The organism is Burkholderia sp. E168m23 (genome assembly GCF_016586125.1).
GTDB classification, from domain to species: domain Bacteria; phylum Pseudomonadota; class Gammaproteobacteria; order Burkholderiales; family Burkholderiaceae; genus Burkholderia; species Burkholderia orbicola.
This window is the reverse complement of sequence record NZ_BCPP01000068.1, coordinates 1-13,464: the sequence shown is the minus strand read 5'-3', so window position 1 is coordinate 13,464 and position 13,464 is coordinate 1. Positions and strand designations below refer to the sequence as shown.

The following is a 13,464-nucleotide window of genomic DNA, read 5'->3' as shown; positions in this document are numbered from 1 at the left end:
TCTGCACGTCGTGCACGTGCGACTCGCGCATGCCCGCCGCCGGTGATCTGGACGAATTCGGCCTTCTCGTGCAGCTCGTCGATCGTCTTGCAGCCGCAGTAGCCCATGCTCGCGCGCACGCCGCCGACCAGCTGGAACAGGATCGCGTTGACCGAACCCTTGTACGCGACACGGCCTTCGATGCCTTCCGGCACGAGCTTGTCGATGTTCGCCGAGTTGTCCTGGAAGTAGCGGTCAGCCGCGCCATCCTTCATCGCACCGACCGAACCCATGCCGCGATACGACTTGTACTGGCGGCCCTGGTACAGGAACACGTCGCCCGGCGCCTCTTCGGTGCCTGCGAACATGCTGCCCATCATCACCGCATTCGCGCCGGCCGCGAGGGCCTTCGACACGTCGCCCGAGAAGCGCACGCCGCCGTCCGCGATGCACGGCACGCCGGTGCCCTTCAGCGCTTCCGACACGTTCGCGATCGCGCTGATCTGCGGCACGCCGACACCCGCGACGATCCGCGTCGTGCAGATCGAACCCGGGCCGATACCGACCTTGACCGCGTCCGCGCCGTATTCGATCAGCGCCTTCGCGGCGGCGGCCGTCGCGATGTTGCCGCCGATCACCTCGACGTGCGGGAAGTTCTGCTTGACCCAGCGCACGCGCTCGAGCACGCCCTTGCTGTGACCGTGCGCGGTATCGACGACGATCACGTCGACGCCGGCCTGCACCAGCAGCTCGACACGCTCTTCGTTGTCCGGACCGACGCCGACCGCCGCGCCTGCGCGCAGCTTGCCGTGTTCGTCCTTGCACGCGTCCGGGTGCTCGGTCTGCTTCGTGATGTCCTTGACGGTCATCAGGCCGCGCAGTTCAAACGCGTCGTTGACGACCAGCACGCGCTCGAGGCGGTGGCTGTGCATCAGCGCCTTCGCTTCGGCGAGCGGCGTGCCTTCCTTGACCGTGACGAGGCGCTCGCGCGGCGTCATGATCGACTTGACCGGCTCGTCGAGGCGCGTTTCGAAACGCAGGTCGCGGTTCGTGACGATGCCGACGAGCTGCGGGCCTTCGACGACCGGGAAACCCGAAATGCCATGCTGGCGCGACAGCGCGATCACGTCGCGCACCTTCATTTGCGGGGGCACCGTGATCGGATCGCGGACGACGCCCGACTCGAAACGCTTGACCTTCGCGACTTCGCGGGCCTGTTCGGCCGGCGTGAGGTTCTTGTGGACGATACCGACGCCACCCTGCTGGGCCATCGCGATCGCGAGGCGACCTTCGGTGACCGTGTCCATCGCGGCGGACACGAGCGGCATGTTCAAGGAGATGTTGCGGGTCAGCTTGGTCTTGAGGCTGGTGTCGCGCGGGAGAACGTCGGAGAAGGCGGGAACGAGGAGCACGTCATCGAAAGTGAGTGCTTTTTGGATCAGACGCATGGCAAATCCTATGGGCGCAAAAGCGAATTATACGCGAAGCGCCGTGAATTTTCACAACACGAACAACGGCTTAGCCGGTTTCGGCCGTTCGGGGGCCGAATCGTTCGGATCGCCGTTCGGTTCGTTTTCGATCGTCTTTCGTTTCACCGCCGCATCGAGCCATTCGCGCAACCGGCGGCCGGCGGCATGTGCCCGTGTCGCGGCGGGGCCACACGGCCGCGACGGCGGCGGCCGCGCGCACGGCCCGGCGACCCGCCGAAGCGGCTTGCCAGCCCTGCTTCACGCCAGCCCGGCGGCACGGGCGATCATCGCCATGCCGCCCGCCGCCACCCCGCAACCGACGGTCCGCGCGAAGCGCCCGCCGGCCGGCACAACACGTTCGGCTGCGATCGCGACCGTCACGGCGGCCATCACGCGCAGATCCATCATGCCGGCCGCCAATGCGACCACCATCAGGTTCCCGCAACACGCGCCGCACCTGATCGCGGCGCGCATGCCGTACCGCCATGCCGTAACGGCCGCCGCCCGTGGCCGATGCACGTCGTGCGCCTCCGCATGCCGGCAGCACGCGAGCCGGCGCGCCTTCCACCCGGAGAATTGCAACGCGCCCGCGGCCAGCACGACGGCGCCGGACACGAACGGCATCGCCCGGGCGAGCGCCGGCAGACGGGCGGCGGCCGTCGTCATTACGGCGCCGGCCGGAAACACGAGCGCGCCGAGCGCCATCCAGACCGAGAAATATCCCGCCCCCGCGACGACGACGAGCCAGGCCGACCGCGCTGCCGCCTGCGGGCCGATACGCCGCCGGTAATGCCAGAGCTGCGGCGCGAGCACGGGCAGCATCATCGTCACCGTCATCGCGCCCCACATTCCGGCGAACGTCGCGAATGCGCGCCCGCCGCCTCGCCCGCACGGCCGCAGCCAGGCGGCCGAGGCCATCCAGCCGCCTGGCATCGGTACGCCGCCCATCGCGGCCATCGACGCATGCTGCGCCAGCGTCGCCACCACGGCGACCGCGAACACGGCCGCGACCGCCACGCCGAATGCCCGCGGATCGAGGGCCGTCTCGCCGGTTATCGGCCCGGCTTTCGCCCCGGTCGTCGTTCGTGTCATCGCGTGCTCCCGCCCGTGGCCACCGCGCTCAGCCGCGCGCGTACTCGTCGTGACGGCGCCACCACGGGCCGGCCTCGTTGCGTCCGCGCGGCGCGCGATCGAGCCACTGGTACATCCCCCACAGCCCGTCGAGGCCGCGCGCGTAGGTCGAATACGTGTGATAGACGGCGCCGTCCTCGCGCACGAACGCGCTCATCCCCGGCCGGTCGAGCGAATACGTGCGCGCGTCGGTGCCGCAGGTGGCCGCAAACTGCACGACGGGCGCCGGCGGCGGATCCATGTCCATCGCATGGCCGGCCCGCGCATAGTTGTATTCGACGTCGCCCGCGCGCTGCTGCGTTTCGGTGAACGACACGTTGAAGTCGAAGTTGAAATCGCTGCCGACCGACGACGCCCACGGGAACGTCCACCCCATCCGCTGCCGGTACGCGAGCAGTTTCGCGAGCGGCGCGCGCGACACGGCCGCGAGCGTCACGTCGTGATGCGCCAGATGCACGGCAAAACCGTCGAAGCCGTCGGCGAGCGCCGAGCACGACGGGCAGCCCGCCTTGTAGTCGGGGCCGAACATGAAGTGATAGACGAGCAATTGCGAACGGCCGCGAAACAGGTCGTCGAGCGTCGCCTGCCCTTCCTCGGTATCGAACCGGTAGGTCTTGTCGACGCGCACCCACGGCAGCGCCTGGCGCCGCCGCGCGAGTTCGTCGCTTTGCCGCGTCAGCGCCTTTTCCGCGTCGAGCAGCGCGCGGCGTTCGGCCAGCCATTCGTCGCGGGTTCCGGTGAGATGGGTCGTCATTGCGGGTTCCTCCTTCCGATGGGTATCCGGGCACGGCGTCCGAGGCCGTGTGCGTGGTGCTAGATTAGTGGCGGGCATCGGACCGGAGGGAGTGACAAGTGTGTCGGGATTCGGATGGATTCGCTGATCACGGCGGCCGCGCGCGCGCTCGCGACCGGTGACGCGCTCGGCGCGCTGAACCGCGTCGCGCTGCGCGACGATGCGCCGGCGCTCGCGCTGCGCGGCATCGCGCTGGCGCAGCTCGGCGATTTCGACCGGGCGCGCGCGCTCGTGCGCGCCGCCGCACGCGCATTCGGTGCGAAGGAAACGGTCGCACGGGCGCGCTGCGTCGTCGCGGAAGCCGAGATCGCGCTCGCGTCGCGCGACCTGCGCTGGCCGACGCGCGCGCTCGACGCGGCCTGCGCGACGCTCGACACGCACGGCGACCGCGCGAACGCCGCGCATGCCCGCTATCTCGGCGTGCGCCGGTTGCTGCTGATCGGTCAGCTCGACGAGGCCGAACGGCTGCTTGCATATCTCGATCCCGTGCCGCTACCGCCCGCGTCACGCGCCACCCATGAATTGATCGCGGCCGGCATCGCGATGCGCCGCCTCCGCACGCACGCGGCCCGTACGGCACTCGACCGTGCGCGGACAGCCGCCCGCGCCGCCGGCATCGCCGCGCTGACGGCCGAGGTCGATACCGCGGCGCGCGTGCTCGACGCACCGGCCGCCCGGCTCATCGCACGCGGCACGTCGCGGCTCGTACCGCTCGACGAAGTGGAGACGCTGTTCGAGTCGAATGCGCTCGTCGTCGACGCGTGCCGCCACACGGTGCGCGATGCGCGCACGACCGTGTCGCTCGCGCGGCGTCCGGTGCTCTTCGTGCTCGCCCGTGCGCTGGGCGAAGCGTGGCCGGCCGACGTATCGAGAAACGCGCTCGTCGCCGCCGCGTTCCGTGCGAAACAAGCCGACGAATCGCATCGTGCGCGGCTGCGTGTCGAGATCGGCCGGCTGCGTGCGGTGCTGCGCCCGCTCGCGAACGTCGTCGCGACGCCGCGCGGCTTCGCGCTCGAACCGCTCGGCGTGCGCGAAACCGTCGTCCTCGCGCGTCCGGTCGACGATCGCCATGCGGCCGTGCTCGCGCTCCTCGCCGACGGCGAAGCGTGGTCGAGCTCCGCGCTGGCGCTCGCGCTCGGCGCCAGCCAGCGCACCGTGCAGCGTGCGCTGGATGCGCTCGCCGAAACCGGCAAGGTGCAGGCGCTCGGCCGCGGACGCGCGCGCCGCTGGCTGACGCCGCCGCTGCCCGGATTCGCGACGACCTTGTTACTCCCGGTTGCGCTGCCGGGCGATTAGGATGGCCCCATCGAACGACGAGGTGACAAACATGAAACGCTCCACCGCAGAGATCCTTCACGAGTACGGCCCGTTTCCGGGCGTCGACGGCGTGCACGGCGTCACGTTCGACGGGCAGCACGTGTGGTACGCGTCCGGCGACAAGCTGAATGCGCTCGATCCCGAGCGCGGCACGACCGTCCGCTCGCTCGACGTCGCCGCGCACGCGGGCACCGCGTTCGACGGCCGCCACCTGTTCCAGATCGTCGAGGACCGCATCGAGAAGATCGACCCCGAATCGGGTCGCGTGCTCGCGACGATCCCGGCGCCCGGCGGCGGCGCCGATTCGGGGCTCGCGTGGGCGGAAGGCACGCTGTGGGTCGGCCAGTACAGCGAACGCAAGATTCATCAGGTGGATCCGCAGTCGGGCGCCGTGCTGCGCACGATCGAATCGAACCGCTTCGTCACCGGCGTGACGTGGGTCGACGGCGAGCTGTGGCACGGCACGTGGGAAGCCGACCAGAGCGACCTGCGACGCATCGATCCGCACACGGGCGAGGTGCTCGAGCAGATCGACATGCCGGCCGGCGTCGGCGTGTCGGGGCTCGAATCCGACGGCCACGACCGCTTCTACTGCGGCGGCGGCAACAGCGGCAAGCTGCGTGCCGTGCGCCGCCCGGTGCGCACGCGTACCGCCACCGACGGCACGGACGTGATACCCGATCCGGCAGACGGCTGATCCACCGCGTGCCCACGCTGCCCGAACGCACCGCCGTGCCCCCGAGTGCAGGAATGAACAAGACGCCGCCACGACGGCATCGCTAAGATGCGCGCACTTCAGTCATTCGTTCGGAGCGGTCGATGCAGCGCGGCGTGGTGTACGGTGTCCTGGCAGGCGCCCTGTGGGGCATGGTGTTTCTCGTTCCGCGGCTGCTGACCGATTTCTCGCCGCTGCTGCTGAGCGCCGGCCGCTATACGATGTACGGCCTCGTGTCGCTGGCGGCCGCACTGCCGGTCGCCCGCTCGCTGCTCGTGCGCTTGACCCGCGAGGATCTGGTCGCGCTGGTGAGGCTCGCCGTCATCGGCAACGTCGCGTACTACATGCTGCTGTCCGGCGCCGTGCACCTGATCGGCATCGCGCCCAGTTCGCTGATCGTCGGCGTGCTGCCCGTGTCCGTCACGCTCGCGGGCCTCGGCGACCGTGGCGCCATGCCGCTGCGGCGGCTCGCCGCTCCGCTCGCGCTGGTGATCGCGGGTATCGTCTGCATCAACGTCGACCTGTTTACATCCGAAGCCGCGCACGCCACGACGCTCGCCCAGAAGCTCGCGGGCATCGCCTGCGCGGCGGGCGCGCTCGCGAGCTGGACCTGGTATGCGGTGGCGAACACACGCTACCTGCAGCGCCATCACCACTTCGGCGGCAACGAATGGTCGGTGCTGTGGGGTGTCGTGACGGGGTTGATCGGCGGGCTCTGCTGGATGGCGATCCTCGCGCTGCCGGCCGGCACGGTGCAGGCGGCCGTCCCCGCATCGCGGTGGCAGTTGTTCTGGCTGCTGAACCTCGTGCTCGCGATCGGCGCGTCGTGGCTCGGCAACGGGCTGTGGAATGCCGCGTCGAAGCGGCTGCCGCTCACGCTGTCGGGCCAGCTGATCGTGTTCGAAACCGTGTTCGCGATGCTGTATGCGTTCGTGTATGACCAGCGGATGCCGCACGCGCTCGAGATCGCCGCGCTCGTGCTGCTGCTCGCCGGCGTATACGGCTCGGTGCGGCGGCACGGCGACACGCCGGGCAGCGCATCGACAAACGCAAACGCCGCGGCCCATTGAGCGCCGCGGCGTTTGATCAGATCAATCGGAACGAAAAGCGCGTCAGCGCGCGTCCTTGTTCATCCACTTGCGGCCCTCGATCGAGCCGGCGCGGCGGGACTTGTCGACGCGCCGCTGGCGCGCGAGCTTCGGATCGACGATCAGCGGACGGTAAATCTCGACGCGGTCGTGATCGACGAGCGGCGCATCGAGCGGTGCGAGCTTGCCGTACACGCCTGTCTTTGCGTGTGCGAGATCGATCTCCGGATGCAGCGCGAGCACGCCGCTCGCGTCGATGGCCGAGCGCACGGTCGCCCCGTCGGGCAGCGACAGCGGAATCAGCGTCTGGCGGTCCGGCAGCGCGTAGCAGACTTCGATCGACAGCATCGCGTCACCCCTTCCCGTAGCGCTGGTCCGCACGCTTCACGAACGAATCGACGAACGTGTTCGCGATGTGGCTGAACACCGGCCCGATGATCTTCTCGAGCAGGATGCTCGAAAACTCGTAGTGCAGCGCGAATTCGATCTTGCACGCATCGGCGCGCAGCGGGATGAAACGCCACGAACCCGTGAACTTCTTGAACGGCCCGTCCGCGAACTCCATGTCGATCCGGGTCGGACGCTGCTGCGTGTTGCGGGTCGCGAAATGCTGCTTGATACCCTTGAAGTTGATGTCGATGCGCGCTTCCATCCCGCTCTCGTCCTGACGGCGAACCTCGACACCGCCGCACCAGGGCAGGAAATTGGGGTAGTCGGCCACGTCGGTGACGAGGTCGAACATCTGTTCCGCCGAATGACGGATCAATACGGTTTTCTGGACATCTGCCATAAATCGCGCGGCATCGCTTAAAGTGGGAACGCCAAGCCGGGCGATACGCGCCCCGCTTTGCTAAAATCGTGATTTTAAACGAGTTGGCCCGATCCTTTCATGAGCATCATCGACAACAGGAAAGCGCACTTCGATTATCACATCGAGGAACGCTACGAGGCGGGGCTCGTGCTGGAGGGCTGGGAAGTCAAGGCGCTGCGCGCCGGACGCGGCCAGATCAAGGAAGGCTACGTCGTGGTGAAGAACGCCGAGATCTTCCTGATCGGGACCCATATCAGCCCGCTGCCCGAAGCCTCGACGCACATCAAGCCCGACCCGGTTCGCACGCGCAAGCTGCTGCTGCACCGCGAGGAAATCAAGAAGCTGATCGGCAAGGTCGAGCAGCGCGGCTACACGCTCGTGCCGCTTAACTTCCACTACAAGGGCGGTCGCGTGAAATGCGACATCGCGCTCGCGAAGGGCAAGAAGCTGCACGACAAGCGCGAAACCGAGAAGAAGCGCGACTGGGAACGCGAGAAGGCACGCATCATGCGCGCCGGCACCTGACACACACGGCGTTCATCGCAAACGACACGGCCCGCTCGAAGCGGGCCGTGTCGCTTTGGACTGCCTGAATCGCGCCGGCCGGTCGCGGCTGCGCGACGATTCGCCGCAGGACGATACGCACGCGGCAGCTGCGTGCGCATCGATGTCGGGCTCAGCTCTTCGCGCCGGCCCCCACGCCCGCGCTCTTGACGATCGTCAGCGCCGACGAGATCGCGGTACCGAGATCCGACAGGTTCGACGGCACGATCAGCGTATTGCCCTGCTTCGCGAGATTCGCGAACGCACCGACATACTGCTCGGCGACCTTCAGGTTCACCGCGTCCATCCCGCCTTGCGACTGGATCGCGCTCGCGATTTTCTGGATCGCCTGCGCGTTCGCCTCGGCCACCGCCAGAATCGCGGCGGCTTCGCCCTGCGCCTGGTTGATCGCGGCCTGCCGCTCGCCTTCCGACTTCTGGATCGCGGCTTCGCGCGCCCCCGACGCGAGGTTGATCTGCTCCTGCTTGCGGCCTTCGGATGCGGCGATCAGCGCACGCTTTTCGCGCTCCGCGGTGATCTGCGCCTGCATCGCATGCAGGATCTCCTTCGGCGGCGTCAGGTCCTTGATCTCGTAGCGCAGCACTTTCACGCCCCAGTTCGCCGCGGCGTCGTCGAGCGCCGACACGATGCTGTGGTTGATGAAATCGCGCTCCTCGAAGGTCTTGTCGAGCTCGAGCTTGCCGATCACCGAGCGCAGCATCGTCTGCGACAGCTGCGTGATCGCGAGCACGAAGTTGCTCGACCCGTACGACGCCTTCATCGGGTCCATCACCTGGAAATACAGCACGCCGTCGACCTGCAACTGCGTGTTGTCGCGCGTGATACAGACCTGACTCGGCACGTCGAGCGGAATTTCCTTCAGCACGTGCCGGTACGCGATGCGATCGACGAACGGCAGCACGATATTGAGACCGGGCGACAGCGTCGCGTGGTAGCGCCCGAAGCGCTCGAGCACCCATGCATGCTGCTGCGGCACGATCTTCACCGTCTTCGACACGATCACGATCGCGATGACGAGCAGGACAACCCAGATGATCAGCGAATCCATGAAGCATTTCCTCCTTGTTGTTGTATCAGCGGACGATCAGCCCGCGGGTTTCGCCACGACCACGAGGCAATTGCCGCGCACGGCGCTCACCTGGTACACGCGCGCATCGTCGCGCTCGCCGTGCGCGAGTTCGACGTCCCAGTCGGCACCGCGATACTGCACGCGCGCGCGGCCGTCACGCCACGCGTCGACCGTGACGGTCGAGCCGATATCGAGATTGACGTCGGGATTCGTCGACGTGTCGCGCTTCTGCTTGCGGCCGAGCCCCGAACGGCGCAGCACGATCATCGCGACGATCGCGACCGCGGCCGCCGCGCCGAACTGCACGTGCGGCGCGAAACCGGCCAGTTGCAACAACCCGCCGGCGAGAAAGCCGAGCGCGATCATCAACAGATAGAACGTGCCGGTCAGCAATTCGGCCACGACCAGCACGCCGACCCCGACCCACCAGAACAGATGCCCCGACATCATTGTGGTCTCCAGAAAAACGTCCCCGATGCTCACTATATTCGCTGCGCTCGCGGCTGTGCGAAGCGGTCGGTACTCTTGGACAGCCCGGCGAGTACCGAAGGAAAACGACCCCCACGCTCACTGCGCTCGCTGCCCCCCGCGGGGGCGGTCGGCACTCTTGGGGCGGCCCGGCGAGTACCGACGAAAAAAACACCCCGGCGCTTACCGGGGTGTTTATAGCACGAACCTTGCATTTTGCCTTCAACGAAAGTGCGGCGGACCGCCCTTTCGTCGAAGTTGCATCACGACTCGTTACTTGCGGTTGGCGGCGAGCGCCTGCCACGTATCGATGATCGTGTCGGGGTTCAGCGAGATCGACACGATGCCTTCGTCCGTCAGCCATTGCGCGAAGTCCGGGTGATCGGACGGGCCCTGGCCGCAGATCCCGACGTACTTGCCCATCTTGCGGCACGTATCGATCGCACGCTTCAGCAGGAACTTGACGGCCGGGTCGCGCTCGTCGAAGTCGACTGCCAGCAGTTCCATGCCCGAATCGCGGTCGAGGCCGAGCGTGAGCTGCGTGAGGTCGTTCGAGCCGATCGAGAAACCGTCGAAGTGTTCCAGGAACTCTTCGGCGAGGATCGCGTTGGTCGGGACTTCGCACATCATCACAAGGCGCAGGCCGTTTTCGCCACGCTTCAGGCCGAACTTCTCGAGCAGGCCGACCACGCGCTCCGCCTGCTTCACGGTCCGCACGAACGGCACCATGATCTCGACGTTGGTCAGGCCCATCTCGTCACGCACGCGCTTCAGTGCACGGCATTCCATCTCGAACGCCTGCGCGAAGTCCTCGGCGATGTAGCGCGACGCGCCGCGGAAGCCCAGCATCGGGTTTTCCTCGTCCGGCTCGTAACGCGAACCGCCGATCAGCTTCTTGTACTCGTTCGACTTGAAGTCGGACAGACGCACGATCACCGGCTTCGGATAGAACGCCGCCGCGATCGTCGCGACGCCTTCCGTCAGCTTGTCGACGTAGAACTGACGCGGCGACGCGTGGCCGCGCGCCACGCTCTCGACCGCCTTCTTCAAGTCCTGGTCGATGTTCGGGTACTCGAGAATCGCCTTCGGGTGAACGCCGATGTTGTTGTTGATGATGAACTCGAGACGCGCGAGACCCACGCCGCCGTTCGGCAGTTGCGAGAAGTCGAACGCGAGCTGCGGGTTGCCGACGTTCATCATGATCTTGACCGGGATTTCCGGCAGCTCGCCGCGCTGCACTTCCGTGACTTCCGTCTCGAGCAGCCCGTCGTAGATCTTGCCTTCGTCGCCTTCCGCGCACGACACGGTGACGAGCGCGCCGTCCTTCAGGATGTCGGTCGCATCGCCGCAGCCGACGACGGCCGGCACGCCGAGTTCACGCGCGATGATCGCCGCGTGGCAGGTACGGCCGCCACGGTTCGTGACGATCGCCGCCGCGCGCTTCATCACCGGCTCCCAGTTCGGGTCGGTCATGTCGGCCACCAGCACGTCGCCCGGCTGCACGCGTTCCATTTCCGACGGATCCTGGATCACGCGCACGGGGCCCGCGCCGATCTTCTGGCCGATCGCACGACCCGTCGCGAGCACCTGCGACTGACCCTTCAGCTTGAAGCGCTGCTCTGCCTTGCCGGATGCCTGGCTCTTCACCGTTTCCGGACGTGCCTGCAGGATGAAGATCTTGCCGTCGCGGCCGTCCTTGCCCCACTCGATGTCCATCGGACGCTGATAGTGCTTCTCGATGATGACCGCGTACTTCGCCAGCTCGATCACGTCCTCATCCGTGATCGAGTAGCGGTTGCGCTGCTCGTGCGGCACGTCGACCGTCTTCACGCGGCCCGGCTCGCCCGGCTGCGTGAATTCCATCTTGATCAGCTTCGAGCCGATCGAGCGGCGGATGATCGGGTACTTGTCCTGCGCGAGCGTCGTCTTGAACACGTAGAACTCGTCCGGGTTCACCGCGCCCTGCACGACGGTTTCGCCCAGGCCGTAGCTCGACGTGATGAACACGGCGTCCTTGAAACCCGATTCGGTGTCGATCGTGAACATCACGCCGGCGGCGCCGACGTCCGAGCGGACCATGCGCTGCACACCGGCAGACAGCGCGACTTCGGCGTGCGTGAAGCCCTTGTGCACGCGGTACGAGATCGCGCGGTCGTTGTACAGCGACGCGAACACGTGCTTCATGCGGTCGAGCACGTCGTCGATGCCGACGACGTTCAGATACGACTCCTGCTGGCCGGCGAACGAGGCGTCGGGCAGATCTTCCGCGGTCGCGGACGAGCGCACCGCGAACGACAGCTCGCTCGGCGAGCCGTTCTTCAGCACTTCGAACTGCGCGCGGATTTCCTGCTCGAGGCGCGGCTGCAGCGGTGCGTCGACGATCCATTTACGGATTTCGGCACCGGCTTCGGCGAGCGCCTTCACGTCGTCGATGTCGAGCGACTCGAGACGCTTGGCGATGCGATCGGTGAGGTCGTTGTGCTTGAGGAAATCGCGGAATGCGAGCGCGGTCGTGGCGAAACCGGTGGGTACGCGAACGCCTGCTTCGGAAAGCTGGCTGATCATCTCGCCGAGCGACGCATTCTTGCCGCCCACGATTTCCACATCGGTCATCCGCAACTGCTCGAACGGAATTACATACGCCTGGTCCTTTGCGACGTTTGCTGCGTTAGTCATACAAGCCCCTAAGTGTGAAAAAAATGCTCGATCGCGCAAGTGGGCTCGAACACGGGCGCTTGCAAAAAGGCGCGGCGCGTCTTGCGCAACCTGTTAGATAAACACTCGCAGCGGCGGAAATCTTCCGACCCGATTTGCAAAAATCCCGGCAGAAGGGCGATATTTTCAGACAAATCGCCAGACTTGCCGGGAGTTCCGGAATCGCGCGGCCCAGCCACGGGGCGCCGTTCGCGCCCTGCCCCCGCAATTGCTTATCCAACAGGTTGCCGCTATTCTACCGTGCCGGCTGCCGGATGTGGCGCGACCTTGTCACTGGGTCTGGAGGCTCGCCTCCAGCCGCCCGCGCAACTGCCCTTCACGCTCGACGTCCAGATTCATGCTGCCTACCGTATTCATCGTCTCCGACGGCACCGGGATCACTGCCGAAACCTTCGCGCACTCGATCCTCTCCCAGTTCGACCAGAAATTCCGTCTCGTGCGCGTGCCGTTCGTCGACTCGCTCGACAAGGCCTATGCGACCGTCGAAAAGATCAACGAGGCCGCCGTGCACGACGGCCGTCGCGCGATCGTGTTCACGACGCTCGTCGACAGCGAGTCGAACGACATCGTCAAACGCTCGAACGCGCTCGTGCTCGACATGTTCCAGCGCTTCGTCGAACCGCTCGAGCAGGAACTCGAGCTCAAGTCGAGCCACGCGATGGGCCGCGGCCACCAGAACGCGGACACCGAGGAATACAAGACGCGGATCGAGGCGATCAACTTCTCGCTCGCGCACGACGACGGCCAGTCGAATCGCAACCTGTCGGAGGCCGACGTGATCCTCGTCGGCGTGTCGCGCAGCGGCAAGACGCCGACGAGCCTGTATCTCGCGATGCAGTACGGCGTGAAGGCGGCCAACTATCCGCTGATTCCAGAAGACTTCGAACGCGGCAAGCTGCCGTCGGCGCTGGCGCCGTACAGCGAGAAGCTGTTCGGGCTGTCGATCGACCCGCAGCGCCTGTCGGAGATCCGCAACGAGCGCCGGCCGGGCAGCAAGTACGCGGCACCCGAGAACTGCCGTTACGAGATCAACGAGGCCGAAGCGATGATGCGCCGCGAAGGGATCAAATGGCTATCGTCGACGCACAAGTCGATCGAGGAAATCGCGACGACGATCCTGCAGGAAATCCGGCTCGACCGGCAGTCGTACTGAGCGCGGAAGCGCTGGCGGCCGTCAGGCCGTCGCCGAAAGCAACAAGGCCGCGTCAAACGCGGCCTTGTTTCGTTTTACGGCACATGCACCGCGTGCGGCGTCACGCCGGCCGCTGCTGCCGTACCTGCTCGAACAGGCACACTGCCGCCGCCGCCGCGACGTTCAGCGACTCCATCCCGCCCGGCTGCGGAA

The 13,464-nt window shown here is 66.7% G+C and carries 12 protein-coding genes and 2 pseudogenes; 5 read left to right on the top strand and 9 right to left on the bottom strand.

Translation table 11 applies throughout. The features are described from left to right. From guaB to JMF90_RS06055, 3 genes and pseudogenes are all read right to left on the bottom strand, one after another. Positions 1-1,427 (bottom strand): annotated as a pseudogene (guaB, locus tag JMF90_RS06065) (IMP dehydrogenase); the annotation flags it as partial. A 279-nt stretch (positions 1,428-1,706) separates the two neighbouring features. Beyond that, positions 1,707-2,540 (bottom strand): DUF2182 domain-containing protein, encoded by an 834-nt coding sequence (locus JMF90_RS06060; RefSeq protein WP_011549556.1) that lies wholly within the window; start codon positions 2,538-2,540, stop codon positions 1,707-1,709. 28 nt (positions 2,541-2,568) lie between these two features. After that, positions 2,569-3,333 carry a DUF899 domain-containing protein gene (locus JMF90_RS06055; protein WP_006478517.1) on the bottom strand — a complete coding sequence of 255 codons (765 nt, stop codon included), beginning with the start codon at positions 3,331-3,333 and terminating at the stop codon, positions 2,569-2,571. A 114-nt stretch (positions 3,334-3,447) separates the two neighbouring features. Between JMF90_RS06055 and JMF90_RS06050 the strand changes: the two genes are divergently transcribed. The 3 genes from JMF90_RS06050 to JMF90_RS06040 all read left to right on the top strand — a co-directional run bounded on the left by JMF90_RS06050 (position 3,448) and on the right by JMF90_RS06040 (position 6,474). Further along, positions 3,448-4,668 carry a hypothetical protein gene (locus tag JMF90_RS06050; protein WP_011549555.1) on the top strand — a complete coding sequence of 407 codons (1,221 nt, stop codon included), beginning with the start codon at positions 3,448-3,450 and terminating at the stop codon, positions 4,666-4,668. A 31-nt stretch (positions 4,669-4,699) separates the two neighbouring features. Then, positions 4,700-5,386 (top strand): glutaminyl-peptide cyclotransferase, encoded by a 687-nt coding sequence (locus JMF90_RS06045; RefSeq protein WP_011549554.1) that lies wholly within the window; start codon positions 4,700-4,702, stop codon positions 5,384-5,386. A gap of 122 nt (positions 5,387-5,508) precedes the next feature. After that, the gene (locus tag JMF90_RS06040; protein ID WP_011549553.1) at positions 5,509-6,474 is read left to right on the top strand and encodes a DMT family transporter; all 966 of its coding nucleotides are present in this window, start codon (positions 5,509-5,511) and stop codon (positions 6,472-6,474) included. Positions 6,475-6,516: 42 nt separating this feature from the next. On the opposite strand, the gene JMF90_RS06035 is transcribed toward JMF90_RS06040, so the two are convergent. Together JMF90_RS06035 and JMF90_RS06030 are read right to left on the bottom strand one after the other, a co-directional pair. Continuing rightward, on the bottom strand, positions 6,517-6,840 hold the full coding sequence (locus JMF90_RS06035) for an RnfH family protein (protein WP_011549552.1): 324 nt from the start codon (positions 6,838-6,840) through the stop codon (positions 6,517-6,519). 4 nt (positions 6,841-6,844) lie between these two features. Then, positions 6,845-7,282 carry a type II toxin-antitoxin system RatA family toxin gene (locus JMF90_RS06030; protein ID WP_006478512.1) on the bottom strand — a complete coding sequence of 146 codons (438 nt, stop codon included), beginning with the start codon at positions 7,280-7,282 and terminating at the stop codon, positions 6,845-6,847. A gap of 99 nt (positions 7,283-7,381) precedes the next feature. Between JMF90_RS06030 and smpB the strand changes: the two genes are divergently transcribed. Next, positions 7,382-7,828, top strand: a complete 447-nt coding sequence (smpB, locus tag JMF90_RS06025; RefSeq protein ID WP_006478511.1) for an SsrA-binding protein SmpB — start codon at positions 7,382-7,384, stop codon at positions 7,826-7,828. Between the two features lie 151 nt (positions 7,829-7,979). Here smpB and JMF90_RS06020 read toward each other — a convergent pair whose 3' ends face one another. The 3 genes from JMF90_RS06020 to ppsA all read right to left on the bottom strand — a co-directional run bounded on the left by JMF90_RS06020 (position 7,980) and on the right by ppsA (position 12,080). Continuing rightward, positions 7,980-8,915 (bottom strand): SPFH domain-containing protein, encoded by a 936-nt coding sequence (locus JMF90_RS06020; RefSeq protein WP_011549551.1) that lies wholly within the window; start codon positions 8,913-8,915, stop codon positions 7,980-7,982. A 36-nt stretch (positions 8,916-8,951) separates the two neighbouring features. Then, complete coding sequence (locus tag JMF90_RS06015) at positions 8,952-9,386, bottom strand: NfeD family protein (RefSeq protein WP_011549550.1); 435 nt, start codon at positions 9,384-9,386, stop codon at positions 8,952-8,954. Positions 9,387-9,677: 291 nt separating this feature from the next. Beyond that, complete coding sequence (ppsA, locus tag JMF90_RS06010; protein WP_006478508.1) at positions 9,678-12,080, bottom strand: phosphoenolpyruvate synthase; 2,403 nt, start codon at positions 12,078-12,080, stop codon at positions 9,678-9,680. Between the two features lie 376 nt (positions 12,081-12,456). Here ppsA and JMF90_RS06005 point away from each other — a divergent pair, with 376 nt between their 5' ends. Next, the gene (locus tag JMF90_RS06005) at positions 12,457-13,272 is read left to right on the top strand and encodes a pyruvate, water dikinase regulatory protein (protein ID WP_011549549.1); all 816 of its coding nucleotides are present in this window, start codon (positions 12,457-12,459) and stop codon (positions 13,270-13,272) included. A 100-nt stretch (positions 13,273-13,372) separates the two neighbouring features. Here JMF90_RS06005 and JMF90_RS06000 read toward each other — a convergent pair. After that, positions 13,373-13,464 (bottom strand): annotated as a pseudogene (locus JMF90_RS06000) (RNA methyltransferase); the annotation flags it as partial.

Bases quoted from the DNA above. Each gene is read 5' to 3' on its own strand.
- JMF90_RS06020 (WP_011549551.1), bottom strand. From the start codon at position 8,915: ATGGATTCGCTGATCATCTGGGTTGTCCTGCTCGTCATCGCGATCGTG.
- JMF90_RS06045 (WP_011549554.1), top strand. From the start codon at position 4,700: ATGAAACGCTCCACCGCAGAGATCCTTCACGAGTACGGCCCGTTTCCG.
- JMF90_RS06040 (WP_011549553.1), top strand. From the start codon at position 5,509: ATGCAGCGCGGCGTGGTGTACGGTGTCCTGGCAGGCGCCCTGTGGGGC.
- smpB (WP_006478511.1), top strand. From the start codon at position 7,382: ATGAGCATCATCGACAACAGGAAAGCGCACTTCGATTATCACATCGAG.
- JMF90_RS06050 (WP_011549555.1), top strand. From the start codon at position 3,448: ATGGATTCGCTGATCACGGCGGCCGCGCGCGCGCTCGCGACCGGTGAC.
- JMF90_RS06035 (WP_011549552.1), bottom strand. From the start codon at position 6,840: ATGCTGTCGATCGAAGTCTGCTACGCGCTGCCGGACCGCCAGACGCTG.
- ppsA (WP_006478508.1), bottom strand. From the start codon at position 12,080: ATGACTAACGCAGCAAACGTCGCAAAGGACCAGGCGTATGTAATTCCG.
- JMF90_RS06005 (WP_011549549.1), top strand. From the start codon at position 12,457: ATGCTGCCTACCGTATTCATCGTCTCCGACGGCACCGGGATCACTGCC.
- JMF90_RS06015 (WP_011549550.1), bottom strand. From the start codon at position 9,386: ATGATGTCGGGGCATCTGTTCTGGTGGGTCGGGGTCGGCGTGCTGGTC.
- JMF90_RS06030 (WP_006478512.1), bottom strand. From the start codon at position 7,282: ATGGCAGATGTCCAGAAAACCGTATTGATCCGTCATTCGGCGGAACAG.
- JMF90_RS06060 (WP_011549556.1), bottom strand. From the start codon at position 2,540: ATGACACGAACGACGACCGGGGCGAAAGCCGGGCCGATAACCGGCGAG.
- JMF90_RS06055 (WP_006478517.1), bottom strand. From the start codon at position 3,333: ATGACGACCCATCTCACCGGAACCCGCGACGAATGGCTGGCCGAACGC.